The sequence below is a fragment of the Thermoanaerobacter ethanolicus JW 200 genome, from assembly GCF_003722315.1.
Lineage (GTDB): Bacteria > Bacillota > Thermoanaerobacteria > Thermoanaerobacterales > Thermoanaerobacteraceae > Thermoanaerobacter > Thermoanaerobacter ethanolicus.
The window spans coordinates 2,768,661-2,794,972 of record NZ_CP033580.1 but is presented as its reverse complement, the minus strand read 5'-3'; the positions used below and the strand labels follow the sequence as shown (position 1 = coordinate 2,794,972).

Genomic DNA, 26,312 nt, shown 5'->3' with positions numbered 1-26,312 from the left:
CATTAATGTAATTTTAATCTTTTGTTAAATTGACAATCCATCTACATAAGTAGTATACTGTAATTAACAACCACTTTATACGTGTAAAAATTGTGAAATATTTTTAATTATTCCCCCAAACTGCTTATAATAATGTGAAAAATAGCCAATAATAGAGATAGGAGGTGAAAAAGTGTTGTATAAAATTATAAGAAGTGGAATTGGATTACTGGGAATGGCGGCGGGTTTTGAATTGACAAAGCTTTTGCTAGATCTTGTAAAAGACCAGAACTTTGTGCCTATACAGTTAAATTATTTTTCAACAGTGATAGCTTATATTATAGGTACTTTAATAGGTGGAATCATATTTTATGTCATTTCTCCTAAATTTATAAAGTGGGGGAAAGACTTTGAACAGTGGTTGGAAGCAAAACTTCAGAATATGCCGATTGATGAAATTTTAATAGGAGCATTTGGGTTAATAGTAGGGCTTATTGTGGCTAATTTACTAAGCGCGCCTCTCTATTCTATTTTTATTGTAGGTAAAGTAGTGCCAATTCTTTTGAATTTATTTTTGGGGTATTTAGGCATTAGAATTTCTTTAAAGAAAAAAGAAGATATTTTAAATGTGTTTTCCTTTATGAAAAAATTGGGACCGCAAAAGACTGTTAAAAACGAGTATAGTGGAATCCCAAAAATTTTGGATACCAGTGTAATTATAGATGGCAGGATATTTGACATATGTAAGACAGGCTTTATTGAAGGACCTTTAATAATTCCGGCTTTTGTATTAGAGGAATTAAGACATATTGCGGATTCTTCTGATTCTTTAAAGAGAAATAGGGGTAGACGAGGACTGGATGTTTTAAATAAAATACAGAATGAGTTAAATATCAAAGTGGAAATTGTAGATAAGGAAATTGATGCGGCAGAAGTAGATACAAAACTTTTGAAACTTGCCCAAATGCTAAAAGGCAAAATAATAACTAATGATTATAATTTAAACAAAGTAGCGGAATTTCACAGGGTCCCTGTTTTGAATATAAATGAACTTTCCAATGCGGTAAAACCAATTGTTCTTCCTGGAGAAGAAATGGTGGTGCAAGTTATTAAAGATGGCAAAGAGGCCGGGCAGGGAGTTGCTTATTTGGACGATGGCACGATGATTGTTGTAGACGGTGGTAAAAAATTCATAGGTAATACTATAGAAGTGCTTGTTACTAGTGTTTTGCAAACTGCCGCAGGGAGGATGATATTTGCAAAGCCCAAACAAGCAGAACAAGAAAAGGCTATATGAAAAAACGCAGGGAAACCTGTGTTTTTTTGTGGGGAAATGATATAATTGGAGTGTGCATTATTTTACTTGTGAGGTAGAGAAAATGAATGCAAGTGCAGTTGTAGTGGCGGCAGGTAAAGGCATTAGAATGGGGCACACAGTAAATAAAGTATACCTTACTATAGCAGGTAAACCAGTTTTGTATTATTCTCTCAAAGCCTTTGATGAAATTGATTGGATTAAGGAAATTGTTGTTGTTGTATCAAAGGAAGAAATGGAATATTGCCAAGAAAATGTAGTAAAAAAGTATATTTTCAAAAAACCAATTAAATTAGTAGAAGGAGGTAGTGAAAGGCAGTATTCTGTTTATAATGGAATTACAAATACAAAGGAAGATTGCGAAATTATAGCAATTCATGATGGAGCAAGGCCTTTAATTGAGAAAGAAACAGTTATAAAAGCTTTAAAAGAAGCTTATTTGCATAAAGCAGTAGCATTGGGAGTACCTGTCAAAGACACTATAAAAGTAGTTGATGGGAAAAATTTTATTTTAAATACCCCTGATAGAAAATATTTATGGGCAATTCAAACCCCTCAGGTATTTGAAAGGAATTTGATTATTAAAGCTCATCAAAAGGCACTGGAGGATGGTTTTTTGGGGACAGATGACACAGTATTAGTGGAGAGATTGGGTTATAAGGTAAAAGTAGTTGAAGGGGACTATAGAAATATAAAGATAACTACGCCCGAGGATTTGATTGTAGCAGAGGCTTTTTTAAAAAAATAACGTTTTTCGCGAATCCTCATATAATTTAATAGAGAATTTTCTATTAAATTGTATGAGGGTGATTTTATGGATAACCCTGTAGTTTTTGTACACGGGATGTTTGGTTCTATTTTTACTCCAACTCCTTTAGGGAAAATATGGAGTTTTGGTCCTGCGGCTTATGCTTATAATCCTTTTATAGAAAATTTGGGCAAATTAGGCTTAGTAGAAGGGAAAAATCTATTTATATGTTATTATGAATGGTGGAAAAGTGTGCCGAATTCTGTTGATACCCTTAAACTGACTATTGAAGAGGCAAAAGCTAAGACTGGCAGCCATAAAGTAGATTTGATATGCCATAGCATGGGAGGACTTTTGGCGAGAAGTTATATTCAAAGCGATAAATATCAATTTGATGTGGATAGATTGATATTTTTAGCTACTCCCCATTTTGGAGCGGCAAATGCTTATTATGGTTGGGAAGGGGGTACTGTAGCCCCAGAGGATGATGATTTTATAAACATGCTCTTTAAAGGGTTTTTGTGGATTTTTTCAAAAATAAAAGGAGAGAGTGATGCCATAACTGTTATTAGAAAATATATCCCCTCTGTGAAAGACTTAATGCCTTCTCGCGAATATGGGAATTATATTTTTATGTATCCTACTCGATATGATAAAATTTTGTTTAAAAATATTGAGTATATGAAAGTTATAAATGAATTTTTGAATAGTTTAAATGAGCAAGTAGGAGTTTTATACGACAGAGTCAAGAAAATCTATGTTTTTTCAGGAGATGGAATATATACTAATAAGTTTATTCAAGTAGAAAAACCAGTAAGTGAGATAGTATGGCCAGATGGCAAGCCAGTAGGTGTAATAAGGGACGATAAAGGGGACGGTACAGTCCTTAAAAAGAGCGCGTTAGGGGTAGAAGGAGAAAAATTTATTGTAAAAACAGGTCATATTGGGATTTTAAATGATTCTATTCCTTATTTGCAACAAATATTGGGTGTTAAAGAAAGGCCACAAGTTTCTATTTTAGAAAAAGTTGTATCATATTTGAGCATGATAACAGACAAAAAAATTGTGGTGCTGGACAGAAGTAAAAATGCTACAAGTTATGATATCTTGGGAAAATACACATGGCATCTAAATTTAAAACCTGAAGGAGAATATCGCATTTCTGTAAGAGAGCCTTTTGTTTCGGAGGTATATATTGAGACTAATAAGGGGAATTTTGTAAGAAAGATTAAAACATCTCGCTTTGCAAGAGGTGTAAGCATGAGTTTAGAAGTTGATAAAGAAGGGAATTTTAGAGTAAAGGATGGTTGAAGTGAGAGTAGGGTTGGGATATGACGTCCACAAGTTTGAAAAAGGAAGAAAGTTAATACTGGGGGGAGTAGAAATTCCCCATGATAAAGGTTTGGCAGGCCATTCTGATGCAGATGTTTTGATACACGCCTTAATTGATGCTATTTTAGGAGCAGCTGGTTTAGGGGATATAGGGGAGCACTTTCCTGATACGGAGATAGCCTATAAAGATATTGATAGTAGCCTTTTATTAAAAAAAGTGTTGGCAATAATAGAGAATAAATTCAGAGTAAATAATGTGGATTGTATTATTGTAGCGCAAAGGCCTAAGTTATTTCCTTATAAAGAGCAAATAAGAATAAAATTATCGGAATTATTAAAAATTGAGAAAGAAAGAATAAATGTAAAAGCAAAAACAGAGGAAGGATTAGGTTTTACAGGTAGACAAGAGGGAATAAAAGCCTATGTTATTGTCAGTTTAGAAGAATTAGGTGTTGACATAAAAAAGTAGGTAAAATAAAATTTACTTAAAATTATGTACTTAGGAGGATGAAGATGAGACTATCGCAGCTGTTAGTTCCGACTTTAAGAGAAATTCCTGCTGAAGCTGAAATTCCCAGCCATATTTTAATGTTAAAGGCTGCATTGATGAGGAAATTGGCTTCAGGGGTATATATTTACTTGCCATTAGGACAAAGGGTACTTAGAAAAGTGGAGCAAATTGTAAGAGAAGAGATGGACAGAGCTGGCAGTCAAGAGGTATTAATGTCTGCTCTTATTCCAGCAGAACTTTTGAAAGAAAGTGGAAGATGGGATGTATTTGGCCCTGAGATGTTTAAGCTAAAAGATAGAAATGAAAGGGACTTTTGCTTAGGGCCTACACACGAAGAGGTTTTTACAGACCTTATTAGAAATGAAGTGAAGTCTTATAGGCAGCTTCCTCTTATTTTATATCAAATTCAAACTAAGTTTAGAGATGAAAGGCGCCCGAGATTTGGCGTCATGAGAAGTAGAGAATTTATAATGAAGGACGCTTACAGCTTTGATGTGGATTGGGAAGGGTTGGATAAGTCCTTTAATAAAATGTATGAGGCTTACTGCCGAATATTTGATAGATGTGGACTTAAATATTTGGTCGTAGAAGCTGATTCAGGTGCTATGGGAGGAAAAGACTCAAAAGAGTTTATGGTAATTTCTGGTGTAGGGGAAGCAGTAATAGCTTACTGTGACAATTGTGGTTATGCTGCAAATGAGGAAAAGGCAGAATGCCTTATCAACCAAGAAATAGATGAAGAGATGTTGCCAAAAGAAAAAGTATATACACCAAATGTTAGAACAATTGAAGAGTTGGTTAATTTTTTGGGAATTACTCCTGATAAATTTGTAAAAACTCTTATATACAAGGCAAAGGACAACGTTATAGCAGCATTAGTTCGTGGAGATAGAGACTTAAACGAAACAAAGCTTTTAAATATTTTAGGAATAAGAGAAGAGGAATTAGAATTGGCAGATGCATCAATAGTTGAAAAGGTTACAGGAGCAAAAGTGGGATTTGCAGGACCTATAGGATTAAAAGGAGAAGTAATGATAATAGTAGATAATGAGATTCCGCAAATGAGGAATTTTATAGTAGGAGCAAATGAGACAGATTATCATATTAAAAATGTCAACTATGGTAGAGACTTTAAAGCTGATGTTGTGGCAGATATCAAGAATGTTATTGAAGGAGATAAGTGCCCAAGGTGTGGTTCACTGCTTAAAATTGACAGAGGTATAGAAGTAGGACATATTTTTAAGTTGGGGACAAAGTACAGTGATGCATTAGGAGCTAAGTATGTAGATGAAGAGGGAAATGAAAAGCCAATTATAATGGGCTGCTATGGAATAGGAATTAATAGAACGGTTGCTGCTATTATAGAGCAACACCATGATGAGAAAGGTATTATATGGCCTATGAGTGTTGCACCTTATCATGTGATTATAGTACCTGTGAATGTTTCTAATGAAGCTCAAAATCGAGTAGCCGAAGATATATATGCTGCTTTGCAAAAAGAGGGAATAGAGGTTTTAATAGATGATAGAGATTTGAGAGCTGGTGTCAAATTTAATGACGCCGATTTGTTAGGAATACCTATAAGGATTACAGTAGGGAAAAAAGTAGATGATGGAATAGTGGAAATAAAATTGAGAGAAAAAGAAGAAGCAGAAGAGGTAAAAATTTCTGATGTTGTAGAAAAGGTGAAAAATATTATAAAAGAGAAGATGTGAGGGGTTCCTTGAAAGGAATCCCTTATTTTGCATAAAGAAAGTTTGTATGTGAAAAAATATTTGTCAAAAGGTTGATAAAAAGGAGGGACTCTTGTGAATATTTATATAATGGGTATTAGTGTGGAGAAAAGGAGCGAATTTGGCCCAAAAGTTCAAGAAGTTTTGACAAAGCACGGAGACCAGATAATTGCAAGGTTTGGAATACATGATTCACAAAATGGCAGCGGTTTCATTACTTTGAATGTAAGAGGAGAACAAAAATTTATGGAGGAATTGGCGGAGGAATTAAGTGCTATTCCTACAGTGAAGGTAAAATACATGAATTTAAAATAAAGTTTTTTAAAGCTGACGTTTTGCACCACTTGCTCCGGTGACCTCACAGGCTAAACTAACGCTCGACCTCAGACTCCGGCGGGGTTCCTACGTCAGGTGGCTTCCATGCCTCAGGTGCCCGCCTCCGGCCCCGCCTTCATCTTTCGGTCTCGCTAAGTTTCCCGGCACTCAAATAAACATGTTATATAATCACAAAGCAAAGTAATAGCAAGTTTATTTGAGTGCCGGGCAGTCAAGTCGCGCGCTTTGCGCAAAACGTCACCTAATCTACAAAATTTTACACACACAATTGTCACTTCATCTTTTAAAAAGCGCAAAATTTGTTATAATTAAATCTAGTATAAAGTATTAACTAAAAAAGGATGGAGTGACACACATGAGCAATTTGAGGGTTAGATTTGCGCCAAGCCCAACTGGAGCTATTCATATAGGGAATATAAGAACTGCTTTATTTAATTATCTTTTTTCTAGAAGTGAAGGGGCTACTTTTGTTTTAAGGATTGAAGACACGGACTTAGAAAGGTCTTCAAAAGAGTTTGAAGAATTAATCTTTAAAGAATTAGAGTGGTTAGGTATAGAATGGGACGAAGGGCCAGACAAACCAGGTCCCTATGGTCCTTATAGGCAAAGTGAAAGACTTGAAATTTATCATAAATTTGCCCAGAAACTTATTGAAGAAAAAAAGGCATATAGATGCTATTGCACTCCGGAGGAATTAGAAGAAGATAGAAGAAATGCAGTAGAAAGAGGAGATATACCTCGTTATTCTGGAAGGTGTAGGTATCTTACAAAGGAGCAAGAAGAGGCCTTTATAAGAGAGGGAAGAAAACCTGTAATAAGGTTTATTATTCCTGACGATGAAGTTATAGAGTTTGAAGACATGATAAAAGGAAAAATTACAATAAAAAGTGATACTTTAGGCGGGGACATGGTAATTGTCAAATCAGACGGAATGCCTACTTACAATTTTGCAGTTGTAATAGATGACGCTCTTATGAAGATTACCCATGTCATAAGAGGAGAAGACCATATATACAATACTCCGAAGCAGATACTCATTTACAAGGCTTTAGGATTTGAAATTCCTAAGTTTGCCCATGCGCCTTTAATATTGGGACCAGATAGGACTAAACTTTCTAAAAGGCATGGGAATACTTATATAGGCCAGTATAGAGAATTGGGATATTTGCCAGAAGCTATGTTTAACTTTTTATCTCTTTTAAGTTGGTCACCGGAGGATAATGTAGAAATCATGTCAAAAGAAGAAATAATAAAGAAATTTAATTTCAGAAGGATTCACAGTGCTAATCCTGTTTTTGACATTGAAAAGCTTAATTGGATGAATCAACAATATATACAAAAAAGTTCTATTGAGAGAATTGTTGATTTGGCTATTCCTCATTTAAAAGCGGCAGGATACATTGACGAAATAGATGATGTGATGTATAATTGGCTAAAGGATGTAATATTCCTTTACAAAGATGGACTCCAATATGTGGCTCAAATTACTGAGAAAGCTAAGATGTTTTTCGTAGAAGAAGTTGAGTATACTGATGAAACGATGAAAATATTGAATAGTCCAAATAGTAAAACTGTACTAGAAGCAGTTAAAAAAGCCATAGAGGAAGCTGATGAAATAACAGAGGAATATGTTAAAGATTTGCTTAAAAAATTGCAAAAAGAAACGAATGTAAAAGGGAAAGAATTTTTCATGCCAATCAGAGTAGCAGTAACAGGAGAAGACCATGGACCTGAATTGGTGAAGATTATTCCTCTTTTGGGGAAGGATAAAGTGATAAATAGGCTTAAAAAAGCGATAAATTTAATAAAGTAAAAAGCGATGAGGAGAAGAGTATTGTAACATAAGCCTTCAGAGAAGAGCTACCATAGGCTGCGAGTAGCTCGAGGATATGTTATAAGAAGTGCATCTCCGAGCTGTATCCCTGAACTTTGAGTAGGGGGTTACCGGCCTTTGCCGTTATCTAAAATGAGTGGAGTTTAAAACTCAAGCAGAGTGGAACCACGGGAGTCCCCCCTCGTCTCTGAGATGAGGGGGGTAAATTTTTAAGGAGGTGTTTGGTATGTTTAAAACTTTAAAAGAAGACATCCAAGTTATTTTTGAAAGAGACCCTGCTGCCAAAAGCGTGCTGGAGGTTATATTATGTTATCCCGGGCTCCACGCTATAATACTACACAGAATTGCCCACTATTTGCATAAAAAAGGTTTAATTTTAATTCCCCGGCTTATTTCGCAGTTTAATAGATTTCTCACAGGGATTGAAATACATCCCGGTGCTAAGATAGGTAGGAGATTTTTTATCGATCACGGTATGGGAGTTGTAATAGGGGAGACTACAGAGATTGGTGACAATGTGACAATATATCAAGGGGTAACTTTAGGAGGTACAGGAAAGGAAAAAGGTAAAAGACATCCTACTATAAAAGATAATGTGGTTATAGGAAGTGGTGCGAAAGTATTAGGCCCTATAGTAGTAGGAGAAAATTCTAAAATTGGTGCGGGTGCAGTTGTTTTAAAAGATGTACCACCTAATAGCACAGTAGTCGGAGTACCTGCTCGCTGTGTAAAAAAAGATAATATACGTATAGCTTCTCCATATGTGGTGGATTTAGAGCATGGTAAACTTCCTGACCCTGTGGAAGAGGAATTGCAAAAATTAAGAAAGAGGATTGAAAGGTTAGAGCAAATTTTAATTGAAAGGAAGGAAGAGAAAGATGAAGCTGTATAATACTCTTTCAAGGACAAAAGAAGAATTGGAACCTTTAAATGATAAGATAGTGAACATGTATGTTTGTGGACCTACTGTATATAATTACATCCACATAGGAAATGCGAGGGCTTTTATTGTATTTGATACGGTGAGAAGATATTTAGAATATAAAGGTTATAAAGTAAATTACGTTCAAAATTTTACTGATATTGACGATAAAATAATTAAAAGAGCCCAAGAAGAAAATGTTACTACAAAAGAAGTAGCGGAAAAATATATAGACGAATATTTTAAAGATGCAGATAATTTGGGTATAAAAAGAGCAACAGTTCATCCTAAAGCTACAGAGCATATAGAAGATATAATCGAATTTATAAAGATTTTAATCGACAAAGGATATGCTTATGTGGTAAATGGAAATGTTTATTTTGAAACTGCGAAATTTAAGGATTACGGGAAGCTTTCTCACAAAAATATAGAAGAATTGCAGGCAGGCGCAAGAATTGAGATAAATGAAGAAAAGAAAAATCCATTGGATTTTGTTCTCTGGAAAGCTCAAAAGCCCGGTGAACCTGCGTGGGACAGTCCATGGGGAAAGGGAAGGCCAGGATGGCATATAGAATGCTCTGTTATGTCTACGAAATATTTGGGCAAAACTTTAGATATCCATGCTGGTGGTCCTGATTTGGTCTTTCCTCATCATGAGAACGAAATTGCTCAGAGTGAAACAGCATATGAACAACCATTTTCTAAATATTGGATGCATATAGGGTATTTAAATATAAATAATGAAAAAATGTCAAAATCTAAAGGGAATTTCTTTACAGTAAGAGAAATAACAGAGAAATACAATCCTGAAGTTTTAAGACTTTTTATGCTTATGGCTCACTACAGAAGCCCCATTAATTTTAGTTTAGATTTAATGGAGCAGGCAAATTCTGCTTATGAAAGATTGTTAAATGCAGTGGCCAATTTAAAACATTTGGCCAATGTGTGCAAGGATGGGGGATTAAACGAAGAAGAGAAGAAGTTGATGGAAAAGTTTGAAGAATATAAAAAAGAATTTGAAGAGGCAATGGATGACGATTTTAACACTGCGGATGCCATATCAGTTTTGTTTGAAATGGCAAAAACCTCCAATGCAAATCTCAGTAGAAATTCTTCAAAGAAATTGGTAGAATATATTTTAGATATGTTTTTAAAACTCTCAGAAGTTTTAGGACTTTCTTACAGAGGCGTGGAGACTGAGCTCAATGACGAAGAAATACTTGCATTAATAGAAGAAAGGCAAAAAGCAAGAAAAGAAAAGAATTGGAAGTTAGCTGATGAAATAAGAGATAGACTGAGAGAAAAGGGAATAATTTTGGAAGATACGCCAGAGGGAGTAAGATGGAAAAGAGTATGATGGGGTTTTTAGAAAATTCAGAGTTGCTTACGAAGAAGGGGGTGTTAAGTTTATCCCCCCTTGTTTTAGCTTTTATTGGAGATGCTGTGTATAGCTTATACATTCGCACCATGATTGCAGCAAAAGAAAATCGGTCTGTTAATTTTTTGCACAAAGAGACAGTTAAGTATGTAAAAGCTAAATCTCAGGCAGAATCTGTAAAAAGAATTTATGATTTTCTCACAGAAGAGGAAAAAGACGTAGTTAGAAGAGGAAGAAATGTAAAGTCTAATACTATGCCTAAAGGAGTAGAAGTACAGGCCTATAGGTATGCTACGGGATTTGAAGCTTTGCTAGGTTATTTATATCTTGCAGGAGAATTTGAAAGATTAAAAAACATTCTTGAGCTTTCTGTACAAGTTATTGAAGAATAGGTGATGATTATGGAAGAGCAGAATGTAATTCTTGGTAGAAATCCAGTAATCGAAGCTATAAAAAGTGGGAAGGAAATTGAAAAAATATACATTTCTAAAACAGCAGGAGGAAATATTTCAAAGATAATAAATCTTGCCAAAGAAGCAGGTATTGTAGTTTCTACTACTGATAATGATATTTTAAGTAAATTAGCCGGTAGTCAAAATCACCAAGGGGTCGTGGCTGTAGGTGCTGTATATAAATACTTCGATGTAGATAACCTTTTGGAATATGCTGAACAAAGGAAAGAAAAGCCTTTTTTGTTGATATTAGATGAGATAACAGACCCTCACAATTTGGGTGCGATTATAAGAAGCGCAGAGGCTTTTGGAGTCCATGGGATAATAATTCCAAAAAGGCGGGCTGTAGGAGTAAATGCTACTGTTGTAAAAACTTCTGCCGGAGCAGTAGAACATATGAGAATAGCAAAAGTATCAAATATTAACAATACAATACGAGGTTTAAAAGAAAGAGGCTTATGGATTGTTGGAACAGATGTAAATGCGGGAAAAAGTTTTGAAGAGCTGGATTATGATTTTCCTCTTGCTATTGTAATTGGCAGTGAAGGAAAAGGGGTTTCTAAATTGGTTTTACAAAATTGCGATTTTGTGGTTAAGATACCGATGAAAGGTAAAATAAATTCTTTAAATGCTTCTGTAGCAGCCTCCATTTTGATTTATCAGGTAGTATCAAAAAGAAAAGGTAAGGCGTGATGTCCTTGTACATGTTGGTAGACGGCTATAATGTAATAAACAACTGGCAGATACTAAAAGAAGAAGCGCAAAAAAATTTGGAAGATGCGCGGGACAAGTTAATAGATATGTTGGCTGATTTTAAAGGATATTCGGGGATAAATATAATATTAGTTTTTGATGCAATGTATGTAAAAGGAAGTCTAGAAAAACATGAAGAAATCAATGGTATTGAGGTTGTTTACACAAAAGAAGGAGAATCGGCAGATCACTTTATAGAGTTAAAAGTAGTAGAATTAGCGAAAAAAGAACAGGTTGTTGTGGTAAGTTCCGATTGGACTGTGCAGCAGGTGGTTTTAGCTCATGGTGCAATAAGAATGTCTGCAAAAGAACTTTATGAAGAAATGAATAGATATATTGAAAGACATAAAAAAAGCTATGTGAATACAGTTTATAAAGACAATTTGGAAGAGCGACTTGATAATGAAATAGTAAAAAAACTGCGCAAAATGGCAGAAAACAGTTAAAATTAGCTTGACTACCTTTACCAATATAATGTATAATTATAACGTATAAAGTTGCCGGAATAATAAATGGGGGCGGTATTGGTGAAATCTGGGGCGCAGCAGGATTACTATCAACCATATGACCAAATGGAAGAGGAGGAGGTCGTTTTTAGAGCTCAAAAAGGAGACGAAGTTGCTTTAGAGTACCTTATTGAAAGGTATAAAAGTTTTGTAAAAGCAAAAGCTCGTGCTTATTTTTTAGTAGGTGCCGATAAGGAAGACATTATTCAAGAAGGAATGATAGGCCTTTATAAAGCAATTCGAGATTACAAAAGTGACAAGCTCACCTCTTTCAAAGCTTTTGCGGAATTATGTGTGACTCGTCAAATTATTACTGCAATTAAAACCGCAACAAGACAGAAACATATACCGCTTAATTCTTATGTTTCCCTCAATAAGCCCATCTTTGATGAAGAATCTGATAGGACTCTTATGGACGTTGTTTCTACCCAATGCGTTGCCGACCCTGAAGAGTTAATAATAAGCAAAGAGGAATACGTTAACATTGAGAGCAAGATGGAAGAATTATTGAGTGGATTAGAGTGGGAGGTCTTGGTATCATATTTGGATGGTAAATCATATCAAGAAATTGCTGAAGATTTAAACAGGCATGTTAAATCTATAGACAATGCTTTACAGCGTGTAAAAAGAAAATTAGAAAGATATCTTGAAATGAGAAACAGCTAACTATTGACATTTAGAAGACTTTATAGTAAAATCAAAAATCGGAGTCGTGATATTCCCTTTTGCCCACGTAGCTCAGTAGGCAGAGCGTCGCCTTGGTAAGGCGGAGGTCACCGGTTCGATCCCGGTCGCGGGCTCCAATTTTGTTATTGATGTTTTTTTTTATCATAGAAGTTGTGCTTTTTAATCCTATTAATGTATAAAGGGTTACTTTTATGACACAATTTTAAGAAACACCAGGACAAGTTTATTGAAGTAAAGGAGGAAAAGAGGATGGCGAAGCAAAAATTTGAGAGGAAGAAGCCCCACGTAAACGTAGGGACGATAGGTCACGTAGACCATGGTAAGACGACGTTGACAGCAGCGATAACGATGGTATTATCGAAGGCAGGAATGGCAGAGGCGAAGGGATATGACGAGATAGACAAGGCGCCGGAGGAGAGAGCAAGGGGAATAACGATAAACACGACTCACGTAGAATATGAGACAGAGAAGAGGCACTATGCGCACGTAGACTGTCCAGGACATGCTGACTATGTAAAGAACATGATAACAGGGGCAGCACAGATGGACGGGGCGATATTAGTAGTATCAGCAGCAGACGGACCGATGCCACAGACGAGGGAACACATATTATTGGCGAGGCAGGTAGGAGTGCCATATATAGTAGTATTTTTAAACAAGGCAGACATGGTAGACGATCCAGAATTAATAGAATTAGTAGAGATGGAAGTAAGGGAATTATTGAATGAATATGAGTTTCCGGGGGATGACACACCGATAGTAGTAGGGTCAGCACTTAAGGCATTAGAGTGTGGATGTGGCAAGAGAGAGTGCGAATGGTGCGGGAAGATATGGCAGTTAATGGATGTAGTAGACGAATATATACCGACACCGGAGAGAGACATAGACAAGCCATTCTTAATGCCAGTAGAGGACGTATTTACGATAACAGGAAGAGGAACTGTTGCGACAGGGAGAGTAGAGAGAGGGAAGGTAAAGGTAGGAGACGAAGTAGAGATAATAGGATTGACGACGGAATCAAGGAAGACAGTAGTAACAGGGGTAGAGATGTTCAGGAAGACACTGGATGAGGCGCAAGCAGGAGACAACATAGGAGTATTATTAAGAGGAGTACAGAGGGACGAAGTAGAGAGAGGGCAAGTATTAGCGAAGCCAGGGACGATAAAGCCGCACACGAAATTTGAGGCACAAGTTTACGTATTGACGAAGGAAGAAGGAGGAAGGCACACACCATTTTTCAATGGATACAGGCCACAATTTTACTTTAGGACGACAGACGTTACAGGTGTAATAAACTTGCCGGATGGAGTAGAGATGGTAATGCCAGGGGACCACGTAACGATAAAAGTAGAGTTAATAACACCGATAGCGATGGAAGAGGGTTTGAAGTTTGCTATAAGAGAAGGCGGCCGTACAGTAGGTGCTGGCGTCGTGTCAGCTATCATAGAGTAAAGAGAAGCCGGGTTCAAACCTGGCTTCTTTTGAGTTAAATCAATGCTTTAGCAAACTGTGCAAAATGTCAACTAATGAGCTACCTACAAATCTTTGACACAGACTTTTTGTTTTTGGTGATTGACAAGAAGTTATATTTATGATAAATTTGACTAAGCAGTCGAATCACCGGGAGGTGTAATAATTGAGAGTAAAAATTACATTGGCATGTACTGAGTGTAAGAATAGAAACTATCATACAACAAAAAATAAGAAGAATGACCCTGATAGGTTAGAATTAATGAAATACTGCAAATTCTGCAAAAAGCATACCTTGCATAGAGAGACTAAGTAGTTTTTAAAACTTTAAGAGGATGTGAGGAAATGGCCGGTGAAGGAAGAAAAATTGTCAAGTTTTTCAAAGATGTAAGGGCAGAAATGAAAAAGGTGACATGGCCAAGCAGAGAAACTATGATAACTTATACGGAAATTGTATTAATAGTAGTAGCTCTTTTTACAGTATTCATTTTTTTGATTGACTCAGTTTTTAGTTATCTATTAAAGCTCATTATTAAAGTTTAAAGGAGGTTGGGGCGAGTCCCCAGATGTTGACTATGCCAGAAAAAGAAAATGCAAAGTGGTATGTGGTTCATACCTATTCTGGATATGAAAACAAAGTTAAGGCTAATTTAGAGAAAATTGTAGAGAATAGGAATTTGCAGCATTTAATTCACCAAATCATCGTACCTACGGAAAAAGTTGTTGAGATTAAAGACGGTAAAAAGAAAACTGTCGAGAGAAAGATTTTCCCGGGTTACGTTTTGGTGAAAATGGTTATGACAGATGATACTTGGTACGTTGTGCGAAATACCAGGGGTGTTACAGGATTTGTAGGCCCTGGATCTAAACCTGTACCATTAACTGAAGCGGAAGTTAGAGCTTTAGGTATAAAAGAGATTCCAACTGCAGTTGACCTTAATGTAAAAGATACTGTCAGGGTTATTTCTGGGCCTTTTGAGAATTTTATTGGAGTAGTTCAAGAGATTTATCCAGAAAGACAAAAGGCGAAAGTTTTAATTTCCATGTTTGGGAGAGAGACACCGGTTGAATTTGACCTTGTACAACTTCAAAAAATATAAAAGTAGAAACTCATAAGCTATTTTAATTTGGTAAGGAGGTGTAATCATGGCAAAGAAAGTGGCAGCAGTTGTAAAAATACAGTTGCCAGCGGGAAAAGCTACTCCTGCGCCACCAGTAGGTACTGCTTTAGGACCTCACGGTGTTAATATAATGGCTTTTTGTAAAGAGTTCAATGAAAGGACAGCCAAAGACGCAGGGCTAATAATTCCTGTTGTTATTACAATATATGCAGACAGGTCATTTAGTTTTATAACTAAAACTCCACCAGCAGCTGTGCTACTCAAAAAGGCAGCTGGAATAGAGTCAGGTTCTCCGCAACCTAACAAACAAAAAGTAGGAAAAATTACAAGGGAGCAGCTTAGAGAAATTGCTGAAATCAAGATGAAAGACTTAAATGCTTCTGATATAGAGGCTGCTATGCGGATGATAGCAGGTACTGCAAGAAGCATGGGTATAGAGATTGTATAAAAATAAGTGGGAGGAAAGTCCGATAATACCACAAGGAGGTTAGAAAATGAAACGTGGGAAAAAATATTTAGAGAGCTTAAAGTTATATGACAAAACACAGCAGTATTCCAGTGATGAAGCAATAGATATTGTTTTGAAAACTGCAAAGGCAAATTTTGACGAAACAATTGATTTAGCTGTAAGACTAGGTGTTGACCCAAGACATGCTGACCAACAGGTAAGAGGTACAGTAGTGCTTCCTCACGGAACAGGAAAAAGTGTGAAAGTATTAGTTTTTGCAAAAGGGGAAAAAGCTAAAGAAGCAGAAGCAGCAGGTGCTGATTATGTGGGAGCAGAAGAATTAGTTGCAAAAATTCAAAATGAAAATTGGTTTGATTATGATGTTGTAGTTGCAACTCCTGATATGATGGGAGCTGTAGGGAGATTAGGTAAAATATTAGGTCCAAAAGGATTAATGCCAAACCCTAAATCAGGTACTGTGACTTTTGATTTAGAAAAAGCTATTAAAGAAATTAAAGCTGGTAAGATTGAGTACAGGGTGGATAAAGCAGGTATAATTCACGTTCCTATAGGGAAAAAATCCTTTGGGAAAGAGAAGTTATTAGAAAACTTCAGAGCAGTTATGGATGCTATAATCAAGTCCAAACCAGCAGCCGCAAAAGGACAATACATCAAAAGTGTAGTGTTATCTTCTACAATGGGACCAGGCGTGAAGGTTAATCCTTTAAAGATTTTTTAATAAAAGTTGTTGACAGACAAAAAGATGTAAGGTATAATAAGTGACGTTGAAATTGAATAAAAAGACCGTAGACAGTGGGTGTGCTTTTGCACGTAAATCCCACCGAGGTTTTTAGAAATAAATTCCCAAAAGGGATCCTCGTGTCTACGGGATCCTTTTTAAATTTTTTAAGGAGGTGGGAAGGTGGGCACAGCAAAAGAGAAAAAGCAACAAATCGTAGCAGAGTTTAAAGACAAATTGTCACGAGCACAAACAGTGATTTTTTCAAACTTTAGTGGCTTGACTGTAGAAGATGATACTATATTAAGACGCAAATTTAGAGAAGCTAATTCTGAGTACAAAGTCTACAAAAATACTTTAATGACTATTGCAGCTAAGGAACTAGGCTATGGAGATGATTTAATTAAATATTTTGGAGGGCCAACTTCTGTAGCTTTTGGATATGATGACCCTGTTGCGCCTGCTAAAGTTCTTGTGGAATTTATGAAAGACCACAAGGGAATTGAGTTAAAAGCAGGTCTTGTAAATGGGAAGTTAGTGACAGTTGAAGAAATTAAGGCTTTGGCAGAGCTTCCTTCAAGGGAAGAGCTTGTGGCGAAAGCTTTGGGCAGCATGAAAGCTCCTATTACCAACCTCGTTTTCGTGTTGTCTGGCACGTTGAGAAGCCTGCTTTATGCTTTAAATGCAGTGAAAGAGAAAAAGCAAGCTGAAGCTTGAAAACAAAAATAAAAATTTTAAGATGGAGGTAGAGAAAATGAACAAAGAGGAAATTTTGGAAGCCATAAAAAATATGACAGTTCTAGAATTAGCTGAATTGGTAAAAGCTTTAGAGGAGGAATTTGGCGTATCTGCGGCAGCTCCTGTAGCAGTTGCAGCAGCTCCAGCAGCTGGAGCACCAGCAGCAGCACCAGCTGAAGAAAAAACAGAATTTGATGTTATTTTACAAGAAGTAGGTAGCGACAAGATAAAAGTTATCAAGGTTGTGAGAGAAGTAACAGGCTTAGGACTAAAAGAAGCAAAAGATTTAGTAGAAAGTGCTCCAAAGCCAGTTAAAGAAGGAGTAAGCAAAGACGAAGCAAATCAAATCAAAGCAAAATTCGAAGAAGTTGGTGCAAAAGTAGAAATAAAATAAGGGCAAAAATTTTGCCCTTATTTTTTTATGGGGAATTGTTGACATAAATCTTCACTTGTGCTATTATAATAAATTGCATTAATAGTGGCCTTTTTTATTTGTTAATATATGTATATGTATAAGAGGACGACTGTTGGTGAATAATAATGGTAAAATAGGGTTCTTTTGTGCGCAATCCAAAAGTTGAAAACTTTTGGTAATTTACATTTTTTAAGGGGTGAAATGGATGGTACGTCCTGTACAAGTGGGCAACAAGACAAGAATGAGCTTTGCCAAGATCGACGAAGTATTAGAAATGCCCGACCTTATTGAAGTTCAAAAGAAGTCCTACAAATGGTTTTTAGAGGAGGGATTGAGAGAAGTCTTTAGAGAAATTTCCCCAATAGAGAGCTTTACGGGGAATTTGGCTTTAGAATTTGTTGATTATCGATTAGAAAATAACCCCAAGTATTCAGTAGAAGAATGTAAAGACAGAGATACTACATATGCTGTGCCGATGAAAGTCAAAGTACGCCTTACCAACAGAGAGACTGGGGAAATTAAGGAATCTGAAGTATTTATGGGAGATTTCCCTTTAATGACAGAAAAGGGTACTTTTATTATAAATGGCGCAGAACGTGTAATTGTAAGCCAATTGGTTAGGTCTCCAGGAGTCTATTATGAACAACAATTTGATAAATTTGGGAAAAAATTAATTTCTGCAACTGTAATACCAAATAGAGGCGCTTGGCTAGAATATGAAGAAGATTCCAATGATATAGTATATGTTAGAATTGACAGAACAAGAAAAGTTCCAATTACTGTATTATTAAGGGCTTTGGGTTATAGTACTGATATTCAAATTCTTGACCTTTTAGGGGAAGAGGAAAAATTAAAAGCTACTTTAGATAAGGATACTACAAAATCTGAAGAAGAGGCTTTAATAGAAATTTATAAGAGATTAAGACCAGGAGAGCCGCCTACTGTCGAGAGTGCTAAAAGCCTTTTGTATGCATTATTTTTTGATGCAAAAAGGTATGATTTAGCAAAAGTTGGACGCTATAAATTTAATAAAAAACTTGCGTTAAAAACGAGAATTGCAAACTTAAAGAGTGCAAAAAAGATTGTCAACCCTGTTACAGGTGAGATATTAGTAGAAGAAGGAGAGAAAATTTCAAAAGAAAAGGCAGAAGAAATTCAAAATTGCGGCATAAATGTAGTAGAAGTGTTAGTAGAGGGTAAAGTAGTAAAAGTAATAGGCAATAATACGGTGGATATAAATAAATATCCAATGCCTTATGATGTATCTAGCTTAAATATAAAAGAAGCAGTAAATTTAAGTATATTAAAAGAAATACTTGACAATTTCTCTGATGAAGAGGCGGTAATAAACGAAATAAAAAATAGAATGGATGAACTTGTTCCTAAGCACATTACTAAAGATGACATTATAGCCACTATAAGTTACCAATTAAATTTAACTCATGGAATAGGTTCAATAGATGATATAGATCATTTAGGAAATAGGAGACTGCGGTCTGTAGGGGAATTATTGCAAAACCAATTTAGAATTGGACTTGCGAGATTAGAAAGAGTAGTCAAAGAAAGAATGACAATCCAAGATGTGAATGAAATTACTCCTCAAAACCTTATAAACATTCGCCCAGTTGTAGCAGCCATTAGAGAGTTTTTTGGAAGCTCCCAGCTTTCTCAATTTATGGACCAAACTAACCCTTTGGCAGAACTTACTCATAAGAGAAGAGTAAGTGCTTTAGGTCCTGGAGGACTTAGTAGAGAAAGAGCGGGTTTTGAAGTAAGAGACGTTCATTATTCTCACTATGGAAGGATATGTCCAATTGAGACTCCTGAAGGACCTAATATCGGTTTGATTGGATCTTTGACTACCTATGCTCGTGTAAATGAATATGGATTTATTGAAGCTCCATATAGGAGAGTAGATAAAACTACTGGTACAGTTACAGATGAAATTGTATATATGACTGCAGATGAAGAAGATGAATATATTATAGCTCAAGCTAACGAACCATTAGATGAAAACAACAGGTTTATTAATGAGAAAGTGGTATGTAGATTAAAAGAAGAGATAATAGCTGTACCTCCAACAGAAGTGGACTTCATGGACGTTTCACCAAAACAGATAGTGTCTGTTGCTACTTCTATGATACCTTTCTTGGAAAATGATGATGCGAATAGAGCCTTGATGGGGTCTAACATGCAGAGGCAAGCAGTACCCCTTATAAAACCTGAAGCACCAATAATTGGAACGGGTATAGAATATAAGGCAGCTGTTGATTCTGGTGTAGTAGTATTAGCGAAAAACGATGGAGTAGTGGAAAAAGTCGCTGCTGATAAAGTTGTAATTAGAACAAAGGACGGTAGAAGGGATGAGTATAATTTACTTAAATTTAAGAGGTCAAACCAGGGAACTTGTATAAACCAAAGGCCTATTGTAAATGAAGGAGATGAAGTGAAAAAAGGGCAAGTTATATGCGATGGACCTTCTACTGACCACGGTGAACTTGCACTTGGGAAAAATGTCTTAGTAGGATTTATGCCTTGGGAAGGTTACAACTATGAAGATGCTATTTTGATAAGTGAAGAATTGGTTAGAGATGATTCTTTAACTTCTATTCACATTGAGGAGTATGATGCAGAAGCAAGAGATACGAAATTAGGTCCAGAAGAGATAACGAGAGAAATACCGAATGTAGGCGAAGATGCTTTAAAAGATTTAGACGAGAGAGGAATAATACGTATAGGTGCAGAAGTTACTGCTGGTGACATATTGGTAGGTAAAGTTACTCCAAAAGGTGAGACTGAACTTACAGCTGAGGAAAGACTTTTAAGAGCTATTTTTGGAGAAAAGGCAAGAGAAGTAAGAGATACTTCTTTGCGTGTTCCTCACGGTGAGTCAGGTATAGTAGTAGATGTTAAAGTTTATTCCAGAGAAAATGGTGATGAATTGCCACCAGGAGTCAACCAGATGGTAAGAGTATTTGTTGCTCAAAAGAGGAAAATTTCTGTTGGAGACAAAATGGCAGGGCGCCACGGTAACAAGGGTGTTATTTCAAGGATACTTCCAGTAGAAGATATGCCATTTTTGCCAGACGGTACCCCTTTGCAGATATGCTTAAACCCATTAGGTGTTCCATCCCGTATGAACATTGGTCAGGTTTTAGAAGTTCACTTGGGTCTTGTTGCAAAAGCATTGGGATGGCAGATTGCTACACCTGTTTTTGATGGAGCAACGGAAGAAGACATACAAGAGCTTTTAGCTAAATCGGGTTTTTCTCCGGACGGCAAGGTGCAATTGTACGATGGAAGAACAGGTGAGCCTTTTGATAATAAAGTTACAGTAGGTTATATGTACATGCTGAAACTTCACCATCTTGTTGATGATAAGATGCATGCAAGGTCTACTGGACCATATTCTTTGGTTACTCAGCAACCTTTGGGTGGAAAAGCTCAGTTTGGTGGACAGAGATTTGGTGAGATGGAAGTATGGGCATTAGAGGCATATGGTGCAGCTCACACTTTACAAGAGATTTTGACTGTGAAATCTGACGATGTATCAGGTCGTGTAAAAACCTATGAAGCTATTGTCAAGGGTGAAAACATACCAGAACCAGGTATTCCTGAATCCTTTAAGGTATTGGTTAAGGAACTTCAAAGCTTAGCATTAGATGTCAAAGTTATCACAGAAGATAATCAAGAAATTCCATTAAAAGAATTTGAAGATGATGACGATTCTGATGTGCCAGATGCTACTCTTAATATCAATATAGAAGGCCGCGAAGATACGCCACCAGAAGAAGTGTATGAAGAAAGCTACGAAGAAGGCTTTGAAGAAGAGATTGAAGAACTGCCAGAGGATATTGATTTTGAGCCAGATAGTTTTGATATAGAAAATGACGATTTGATGATTGACGAAGATTTTGACATTTAATTAGTTAAAACCAAAATTTATTGAAGAAAGGAGCGACACTCCTTGTTTCAGTTAAGAAATTTTGAGGCTATTAAAATTGGGTTAGCATCACCTGAAAAAATAAGAGAATGGTCAAGAGGTGAGGTGAAAAAGCCTGAAACTATCAATTATAGAACGTTAAAACCAGAAAGGGATGGCCTTTTTTGTGAAAGAATTTTTGGACCTACAAAAGACTGGGAATGCCATTGCGGTAAATACAAGAGAGTGAGATACAAAGGTGTAGTTTGTGATAGATGTGGAGTTGAAGTTACAAGGTCCAAAGTTAGAAGGGAAAGAATGGGGCACATTGAACTTGCTGCCCCTGTTGCACATATATGGTATGTAAAGGGGATTCCAAGTCGAATGGGGCTTCTTCTTGATATGTCTCCAAGAGCATTGGAAAAAGTGCTGTACTTTGTATCATATGTGGTTATTGACCCCGGCGATACTCCTCTTACTAAAAAGCAATTATTATCAGAAAAAGAATATAGGGATTACCTTGATAAATATGGCAACAGATTTAGAGCAGGGATGGGAGCCGAAGCTATAAAAGAATTGTTACAAGAAATAGATTTAGAAAAATTGAGCAAAGAATTGAGAGCTGAAATACGTGAATCTACTGGCCAAAAAAGGGTAAGAGCAATTAGAAGGTTAGAAGTAGTGCAAGCTTTTATAGATTCCGGCAATCGCCCTGAATGGATGATTTTAGATGTTATACCTGTAATTCCGCCTGATTTAAGACCTATGGTGCAGTTGGATGGTGGGCGCTTTGCAACTTCAGACCTTAATGATTTGTATAGGAGAGTAATCAATAGAAATAACAGATTGAAAAAGCTTTTAGACTTAGGTGCTCCAGATATTATAGTAAGAAATGAAAAAAGAATGCTACAAGAAGCAGTAGATGCTTTGATAGACAATGGCAGAAGAGGTAGACCTGTTACAGGCCCAGGCAACCGACCTTTAAAATCCCTTTCTGATATGCTAAAAGGTAAGCAAGGAAGATTCAGACAAAATCTTTTAGGTAAAAGGGTAGATTATTCAGGTCGTTCCGTTATAGTAGTGGGGCCGGAGCTTAAAGTTTATCAATGTGGTTTGCCAAAAGAAATGGCATTAGAGCTTTTTAAGCCTTTTGTAATGAAGAAATTAGTAGATGAGGGTTTGGCGCAGCATATAAAAAGTGCTAAGAGAATGGTTGAAAAGGTAAAGCCTGAGGTATGGGATGTATTAGAGGAAGTTATTAAAGAACATCCTGTGTTACTAAACAGAGCACCTACACTTCATAGATTGGGTATTCAAGCTTTTGAACCGGTGTTAGTTGAAGGAAGAGCTATAAAGCTTCATCCTCTTGTGTGTACGGCTTACAATGCAGACTTTGATGGTGACCAGATGGCTGTCCACGTACCTCTTTCAATGGAAGCACAAGCTGAAGCGCGATTTTTAATGCTGGCTGCTAATAACATACTCAAGCCCCAAGATGGAAAGCCTGTTATGACTCCTACTCAAGATATGGTATTAGGTTGTTATTACTTAACAGCAGATGAAGAGGGAGTTCCAGGTGAGGGCAAATATTTCTCCAGCCCTGAAGAAGCTATTATGGCATATCAACTGGGATACATTCACATCCATGCTAAGATAAAAGTGAAGATGACAAAAGAAATTGATGGAGTCAAAAAATCAAAAATAATTGAGACAACAGTTGGAAAAATTATATTTAATGAAGCAATTCCACAGGATTTAGGTTATATAGATAGAACTAATCCTGAAACTGCTTTTGACTTAGAAATTAATGATTTAGTAGATAAATCTAAATTGGGGAAAATTTTAGATAGAGTATACAGATTACACGGGCCAACAAAGACAGCAGAAACTCTTGATAAAATCAAAGAGTTAGGTTTCAGATATTCTACAAAAGCAGCTATTACTGTCAGTGTATCTGACATGGTAATACCTAAAGAAAAAGAGAAGCTTCTAAAAGAAGCAGATGAAATGGTAAGTAAAATTGAAAGCCAATTCAGACGTGGTCTCATATCCGAGGAAGAAAGATATGAGAGCGTAATAAGGACATGGAACATGACTACAGAAAAAGTTACAGAAGCTTTGATGGCAAGCTTGGACAAATTTAATCCTATATTTATGATGGCTCATTCAGGAGCAAGAGGAAGTAAAAACCAGATAAGGCAGTTAGCAGGTATGAGAGGTCTTATGGCAGACCCTTCAGGAAGAATTATTGAGCTTCCTATAAGGTCTAACTTTAGAGAGGGTCTTAATGTGTTGGAATTCTTCATATCTACTCACGGTGCAAGAAAAGGTCTTGCGGATACAGCTTTAAGAACTGCAGACTCTGGTTATTTGACGAGAAGATTAGTTGATGTGAGCCAAGATGTCATAGTCAGAGAAGATGATTGTGGAACCGATGAAGGAATTTATGTAGAAGAAATAAGAGAAGGAAATGAAATAATTGAAAAATTAGCTGACAGAATAATAGGAAGAGTTGCGGCTGAAGACGTGGTTGATAATGAAGGCAATATAATTGTCAGAAGAAATGAGTTGATAAACGAAGAGGAAGCAGAAAAAATCGAAAAAGCAGGTATTACAAAGGTAAAGATAAGGTCACTTTTGACATGTAAGTCAAGACACGGCGTATGTAGAATGTGTTATGGTAGAGACCTTGCAACAGGTGAACTTGTAAATATAGGCGAAGCAGTGGGCATTATTGCTGCACAAGCTATAGGCGAACCAGGTACACAGCTTACAATGCGAACATTCCATACTGGCGGTGTAGCTGGTGCAGATATTACACAAGGTCTTCCAAGGGTAGAAGAGCTTTTTGAGGCAAGAAAACCAAAAGGACTTGCTGTAATTTCTGAAATCTCTGGTGTTGTAAGAATCAATGAGTCAAAGAAGAGAAGAGAAGTCATTGTAACAGATGAAGAAAACAATATTTCTAAGACTTATCTCATTCCCTATGGTTCAAGACTTAAAGTTCATGATGGTCAGGTAATACAAGCTGGGGATGAGTTGACAGAAGGGTCTGTAAATCCTCATGACCTTTTAAAGATAAAAGGAATATTTGCAGTACAGACTTACTTGCTACAAGAGGTTCAAAAGGTTTATAGATTGCAGGGTGTTGAAATAAATGATAAGCATATTGAAGTAATAATAAGACAAATGATGAGAAAAGTAAAAGTAGAAGACCCAGGAGATACTTCAATGCTTCCTGGAGAGCTTATAGATATGTTTAAATTCGAAGATGAAAACAAAAAAGCAATTGAAAAAGGATTAAGACCCGCTACTGGAAGAAGAGCTCTTTTGGGAATTACAAAGGCGGCTTTGGCAACAGATTCTTTTTTATCAGCTGCTTCTTTCCAAGAGACGACAAGAGTGCTTACAGATGCGGCTATAAAAGGTAAAGTAGACCCGCTCTTAGGATTAAAAGAAAATGTGATAATAGGTAAACTAATTCCTGCTGGAACAGGTTTGTCACGCTATAGAAATATTTCTGTTGTAAAAAAAGTGAATGACCAACAGGAAAGACAAGATAAAGAAAAAGAAGAAACAGAAGTAAAGGCAAGCAACTAAAGATTGAAACGAAATTCTACTGTTGACAGCTAAACTGCTTAATGATAAAATTATTAAGTGTGTTAAAAACCGCTGTCCTGATGGGAGGAAGGCGAATGGCGGGACAAGATTGCCCTTCTAAGCGGGTGGTTGGAGCGAAGCAGACTCTAAAAGCAATAATGAATTGCAATGTACTTCAGGTCTACATTGCAAAAGATGCGGAAGAACATGTTACTAAAAAAATAAAAGAACTATGTGAGGAAAAATCAATTAGAATAGTGTACGTCGATACTATGAAAGAACTTGGGGTAATGTGTGGTATTGATGTAAATGCTGCCGCTGCAGCGGATATTATAGGTGAAAAGAAATAATTACCCCTTTGAGGGGGTAATTATTTCTTGATTTATTTGGAAGGAGGTGCAAAAATGCCAACAATAAATCAGTTAGTAAGACAAGGAAGAAAGCCAGTAAAATATAAATCTGCTGCTCCAGCTTTAGAGGGTAATCCTCAAAAGAGAGGAGTTTGTGTTGTAGTAAAGACTACAACTCCTAAGAAGCCAAATTCAGCATTGAGAAAAATAGCAAGGGTAAGGCTAACAAATGGTACAGAGGTTACAGCGTACATCCCTGGTATAGGTCACAATTTGCAGGAACACTCTGTAGTTTTAGTAAGAGGTGGAAGGGTTAAAGACCTCCCAGGTGTAAGGTACAAGATTATCAGAGGAGCCCTTGATGCTGCGGGTGTTGCCAATAGAAAGCAAGCTCGTTCAAGGTATGGCGCTAAAAAGCCTAAAAAGTAAAAAAAGATGAAATGGAACTATAAATGTATCTAGTAGAGTTAATTATTGTAAAGTTTTTACACAAAAGGAGGGAAAAGGATGCCAAGAAAAGGTCATGTAGAAAGAAGAGAGGTCCTTCCTGATCCTGTATATAATAGTAAAAAAGTTTCAAAACTAATTAATAAAGTAATGTGGGATGGTAAAAAGAGCTTAGCTCAAAAAATTTGTTATGGAGCTTTTGACATAATAAGAGAAAAGACAGGAAGAGATCCTCTTGAAGTTTTTGAAGAAGCTTTAAATAATGTCATGCCTGTTCTTGAGGTAAGGCCTCGAAGAGTAGGTGGTGCCACTTACCAAGTTCCTGTGGAAGTAAGGCCTGAAAGAAGGCTATCTCTTGGAATAAGATGGCTTGTAGAGTATGCAAGGCAAAGAAGTGGCAAATCTATGATGGAAAAATTAGCAGCAGAAATAATGGATGCTGCAAATAATACTGGTGGAAGTGTTAAGAAGAAAGAAGATACTCATAAGATGGCGGAAGCTAACAAGGCATTTGCTCACTATAGATGGTAAAAGTAGTTTATAGGGGGTAGTGAACTAAGGGACAAGAAAGGAGGA

General features: G+C 36.5%; 26 protein-coding genes, 1 tRNA gene and 2 other annotated features. All 27 genes read left to right on the top strand.

The window, feature by feature from the left end:
* Positions 1-172: 172 nt before the first annotated feature.
* The 27 genes from EB239_RS13985 (at position 173) to rpsG (ending at position 26,267) form a co-directional block, all read left to right on the top strand.
* Positions 173-1,276, top strand: a complete 1,104-nt coding sequence (locus tag EB239_RS13985; protein WP_003868426.1) for a PIN/TRAM domain-containing protein — start codon at positions 173-175, stop codon at positions 1,274-1,276.
* A gap of 82 nt (positions 1,277-1,358) precedes the next feature.
* Entirely contained in the window at positions 1,359-2,042 is a 684-nt protein-coding gene (gene ispD / locus EB239_RS13980; protein ID WP_003868427.1) for a 2-C-methyl-D-erythritol 4-phosphate cytidylyltransferase, read from the top strand.
* Positions 2,043-2,108: 66 nt separating this feature from the next.
* The gene (locus EB239_RS13975; protein ID WP_003870690.1) at positions 2,109-3,353 is read left to right on the top strand and encodes a lipase family alpha/beta hydrolase; all 1,245 of its coding nucleotides are present in this window, start codon (positions 2,109-2,111) and stop codon (positions 3,351-3,353) included.
* On the top strand, positions 3,346-3,843 hold the full coding sequence (gene ispF / locus EB239_RS13970) for a 2-C-methyl-D-erythritol 2,4-cyclodiphosphate synthase (protein WP_003870689.1): 498 nt from the start codon (positions 3,346-3,348) through the stop codon (positions 3,841-3,843). Before EB239_RS13975 ends, ispF begins: the two co-directional genes overlap by 8 nt.
* A 44-nt stretch (positions 3,844-3,887) precedes the next feature.
* Complete coding sequence (locus tag EB239_RS13965; protein ID WP_003870688.1) at positions 3,888-5,600, top strand: proline--tRNA ligase; 1,713 nt, start codon at positions 3,888-3,890, stop codon at positions 5,598-5,600.
* A 93-nt stretch (positions 5,601-5,693) separates the two neighbouring features.
* Positions 5,694-5,933 carry a hypothetical protein gene (locus EB239_RS13960; protein WP_003870687.1) on the top strand — a complete coding sequence of 80 codons (240 nt, stop codon included), beginning with the start codon at positions 5,694-5,696 and terminating at the stop codon, positions 5,931-5,933.
* Between the two features lie 376 nt (positions 5,934-6,309).
* Positions 6,310-7,767 carry a glutamate--tRNA ligase gene (gene gltX / locus EB239_RS13955; RefSeq protein ID WP_003870686.1) on the top strand — a complete coding sequence of 486 codons (1,458 nt, stop codon included), beginning with the start codon at positions 6,310-6,312 and terminating at the stop codon, positions 7,765-7,767.
* Positions 7,765-7,980 (top strand) — a binding site (T-box leader). Its footprint overlaps the gene before it by 3 nt.
* Before the next feature lie 34 nt (positions 7,981-8,014).
* Positions 8,015-8,680, top strand: a complete 666-nt coding sequence (cysE, locus tag EB239_RS13950; protein WP_003870685.1) for a serine O-acetyltransferase — start codon at positions 8,015-8,017, stop codon at positions 8,678-8,680.
* Positions 8,667-10,067: a cysteine--tRNA ligase gene (gene cysS / locus EB239_RS13945; RefSeq protein ID WP_003870684.1), complete on the top strand. Its 1,401-nt coding sequence runs from the start codon at positions 8,667-8,669 to the stop codon at positions 10,065-10,067. Before cysE ends, cysS begins: the two co-directional genes overlap by 14 nt.
* Positions 10,052-10,480, top strand: coding sequence for a Mini-ribonuclease 3 (locus EB239_RS13940; RefSeq protein WP_003870683.1), 429 nt, complete (start codon positions 10,052-10,054; stop codon positions 10,478-10,480). The genes cysS and EB239_RS13940 overlap by 16 nt, the downstream gene beginning before the upstream one ends.
* A gap of 9 nt (positions 10,481-10,489) precedes the next feature.
* Entirely contained in the window at positions 10,490-11,233 is a 744-nt protein-coding gene (gene rlmB, locus EB239_RS13935; protein WP_003870682.1) for a 23S rRNA (guanosine(2251)-2'-O)-methyltransferase RlmB, read from the top strand.
* A complete protein-coding gene (locus EB239_RS13930; RefSeq protein ID WP_003870681.1) occupies positions 11,233-11,739 on the top strand; it encodes an NYN domain-containing protein in 507 nt (168 codons plus the stop codon). Before rlmB ends, EB239_RS13930 begins: the two co-directional genes overlap by 1 nt.
* An 81-nt stretch (positions 11,740-11,820) precedes the next feature.
* Positions 11,821-12,465, top strand: a complete 645-nt coding sequence (gene sigH / locus EB239_RS13925) for an RNA polymerase sporulation sigma factor SigH (RefSeq protein WP_003870680.1) — start codon at positions 11,821-11,823, stop codon at positions 12,463-12,465.
* Between the two features lie 61 nt (positions 12,466-12,526).
* Positions 12,527-12,602, top strand: a tRNA-Thr gene (locus EB239_RS13920).
* 133 nt (positions 12,603-12,735) lie between these two features.
* Positions 12,736-13,938: an elongation factor Tu gene (tuf, locus tag EB239_RS13915; protein WP_003870265.1), complete on the top strand. Its 1,203-nt coding sequence runs from the start codon at positions 12,736-12,738 to the stop codon at positions 13,936-13,938.
* A 184-nt stretch (positions 13,939-14,122) separates the two neighbouring features.
* A complete protein-coding gene (gene rpmG / locus EB239_RS13910) occupies positions 14,123-14,272 on the top strand; it encodes a 50S ribosomal protein L33 (RefSeq protein WP_004402360.1) in 150 nt (49 codons plus the stop codon).
* A 29-nt stretch (positions 14,273-14,301) separates the two neighbouring features.
* Positions 14,302-14,499 carry a preprotein translocase subunit SecE gene (gene secE, locus EB239_RS13905; protein ID WP_003870275.1) on the top strand — a complete coding sequence of 66 codons (198 nt, stop codon included), beginning with the start codon at positions 14,302-14,304 and terminating at the stop codon, positions 14,497-14,499.
* A 32-nt stretch (positions 14,500-14,531) separates the two neighbouring features.
* Positions 14,532-15,056, top strand: coding sequence for a transcription termination/antitermination protein NusG (gene nusG / locus EB239_RS13900; RefSeq protein ID WP_003868694.1), 525 nt, complete (start codon positions 14,532-14,534; stop codon positions 15,054-15,056).
* 46 nt (positions 15,057-15,102) lie between these two features.
* A complete protein-coding gene (gene rplK / locus EB239_RS13895; protein WP_003868695.1) occupies positions 15,103-15,525 on the top strand; it encodes a 50S ribosomal protein L11 in 423 nt (140 codons plus the stop codon).
* A gap of 46 nt (positions 15,526-15,571) precedes the next feature.
* Positions 15,572-16,264 (top strand): 50S ribosomal protein L1, encoded by a 693-nt coding sequence (gene rplA / locus EB239_RS13890; protein WP_003870273.1) that lies wholly within the window; start codon positions 15,572-15,574, stop codon positions 16,262-16,264.
* Between the two features lie 47 nt (positions 16,265-16,311).
* Positions 16,312-16,434, top strand: a sequence feature (ribosomal protein L10 leader region).
* Between the two features lie 13 nt (positions 16,435-16,447).
* Entirely contained in the window at positions 16,448-16,981 is a 534-nt protein-coding gene (gene rplJ / locus EB239_RS13885) for a 50S ribosomal protein L10 (protein WP_003870272.1), read from the top strand.
* Between the two features lie 37 nt (positions 16,982-17,018).
* On the top strand, positions 17,019-17,396 hold the full coding sequence (gene rplL, locus EB239_RS13880) for a 50S ribosomal protein L7/L12 (protein ID WP_003870271.1): 378 nt from the start codon (positions 17,019-17,021) through the stop codon (positions 17,394-17,396).
* 226 nt (positions 17,397-17,622) lie between these two features.
* Positions 17,623-21,342, top strand: coding sequence for a DNA-directed RNA polymerase subunit beta (rpoB, locus tag EB239_RS13875; protein ID WP_003870270.1), 3,720 nt, complete (start codon positions 17,623-17,625; stop codon positions 21,340-21,342).
* Between the two features lie 42 nt (positions 21,343-21,384).
* Positions 21,385-24,939: a DNA-directed RNA polymerase subunit beta' gene (gene rpoC, locus EB239_RS13870; RefSeq protein ID WP_003870269.1), complete on the top strand. Its 3,555-nt coding sequence runs from the start codon at positions 21,385-21,387 to the stop codon at positions 24,937-24,939.
* 95 nt (positions 24,940-25,034) lie between these two features.
* Complete coding sequence (locus tag EB239_RS13865; RefSeq protein ID WP_003870268.1) at positions 25,035-25,289, top strand: ribosomal L7Ae/L30e/S12e/Gadd45 family protein; 255 nt, start codon at positions 25,035-25,037, stop codon at positions 25,287-25,289.
* Between the two features lie 54 nt (positions 25,290-25,343).
* A complete protein-coding gene (gene rpsL, locus EB239_RS13860) occupies positions 25,344-25,718 on the top strand; it encodes a 30S ribosomal protein S12 (protein ID WP_003868702.1) in 375 nt (124 codons plus the stop codon).
* Between the two features lie 78 nt (positions 25,719-25,796).
* Positions 25,797-26,267 (top strand): 30S ribosomal protein S7, encoded by a 471-nt coding sequence (gene rpsG, locus EB239_RS13855; protein ID WP_003870267.1) that lies wholly within the window; start codon positions 25,797-25,799, stop codon positions 26,265-26,267.
* Positions 26,268-26,312 lie beyond the last annotated feature (45 nt).

Excerpts from the sequence above, each read along its gene's own strand:
- ispD (WP_003868427.1), top strand. The coding sequence starts at position 1,359 with ATGAATGCAAGTGCAGTTGTAGTGGCGGCAGGTAAAGGCATTAGAATG.
- EB239_RS13975 (WP_003870690.1), top strand. The coding sequence starts at position 2,109 with ATGGATAACCCTGTAGTTTTTGTACACGGGATGTTTGGTTCTATTTTT.
- ispF (WP_003870689.1), top strand. The coding sequence starts at position 3,346 with ATGGTTGAAGTGAGAGTAGGGTTGGGATATGACGTCCACAAGTTTGAA.
- EB239_RS13965 (WP_003870688.1), top strand. The coding sequence starts at position 3,888 with ATGAGACTATCGCAGCTGTTAGTTCCGACTTTAAGAGAAATTCCTGCT.
- gltX (WP_003870686.1), top strand. The coding sequence starts at position 6,310 with ATGAGCAATTTGAGGGTTAGATTTGCGCCAAGCCCAACTGGAGCTATT.
- cysE (WP_003870685.1), top strand. The coding sequence starts at position 8,015 with ATGTTTAAAACTTTAAAAGAAGACATCCAAGTTATTTTTGAAAGAGAC.
- cysS (WP_003870684.1), top strand. The coding sequence starts at position 8,667 with ATGAAGCTGTATAATACTCTTTCAAGGACAAAAGAAGAATTGGAACCT.
- EB239_RS13940 (WP_003870683.1), top strand. The coding sequence starts at position 10,052 with ATGGAAAAGAGTATGATGGGGTTTTTAGAAAATTCAGAGTTGCTTACG.
- rlmB (WP_003870682.1), top strand. The coding sequence starts at position 10,490 with ATGGAAGAGCAGAATGTAATTCTTGGTAGAAATCCAGTAATCGAAGCT.
- EB239_RS13930 (WP_003870681.1), top strand. The coding sequence starts at position 11,233 with ATGTCCTTGTACATGTTGGTAGACGGCTATAATGTAATAAACAACTGG.
- tuf (WP_003870265.1), top strand. The coding sequence starts at position 12,736 with ATGGCGAAGCAAAAATTTGAGAGGAAGAAGCCCCACGTAAACGTAGGG.
- secE (WP_003870275.1), top strand. The coding sequence starts at position 14,302 with ATGGCCGGTGAAGGAAGAAAAATTGTCAAGTTTTTCAAAGATGTAAGG.
- nusG (WP_003868694.1), top strand. The coding sequence starts at position 14,532 with ATGCCAGAAAAAGAAAATGCAAAGTGGTATGTGGTTCATACCTATTCT.
- rplK (WP_003868695.1), top strand. The coding sequence starts at position 15,103 with ATGGCAAAGAAAGTGGCAGCAGTTGTAAAAATACAGTTGCCAGCGGGA.
- rplA (WP_003870273.1), top strand. The coding sequence starts at position 15,572 with ATGAAACGTGGGAAAAAATATTTAGAGAGCTTAAAGTTATATGACAAA.
- rplL (WP_003870271.1), top strand. The coding sequence starts at position 17,019 with ATGAACAAAGAGGAAATTTTGGAAGCCATAAAAAATATGACAGTTCTA.
- rpoB (WP_003870270.1), top strand. The coding sequence starts at position 17,623 with ATGGTACGTCCTGTACAAGTGGGCAACAAGACAAGAATGAGCTTTGCC.
- EB239_RS13865 (WP_003870268.1), top strand. The coding sequence starts at position 25,035 with ATGGCGGGACAAGATTGCCCTTCTAAGCGGGTGGTTGGAGCGAAGCAG.
- rpsL (WP_003868702.1), top strand. The coding sequence starts at position 25,344 with ATGCCAACAATAAATCAGTTAGTAAGACAAGGAAGAAAGCCAGTAAAA.
- rpsG (WP_003870267.1), top strand. The coding sequence starts at position 25,797 with ATGCCAAGAAAAGGTCATGTAGAAAGAAGAGAGGTCCTTCCTGATCCT.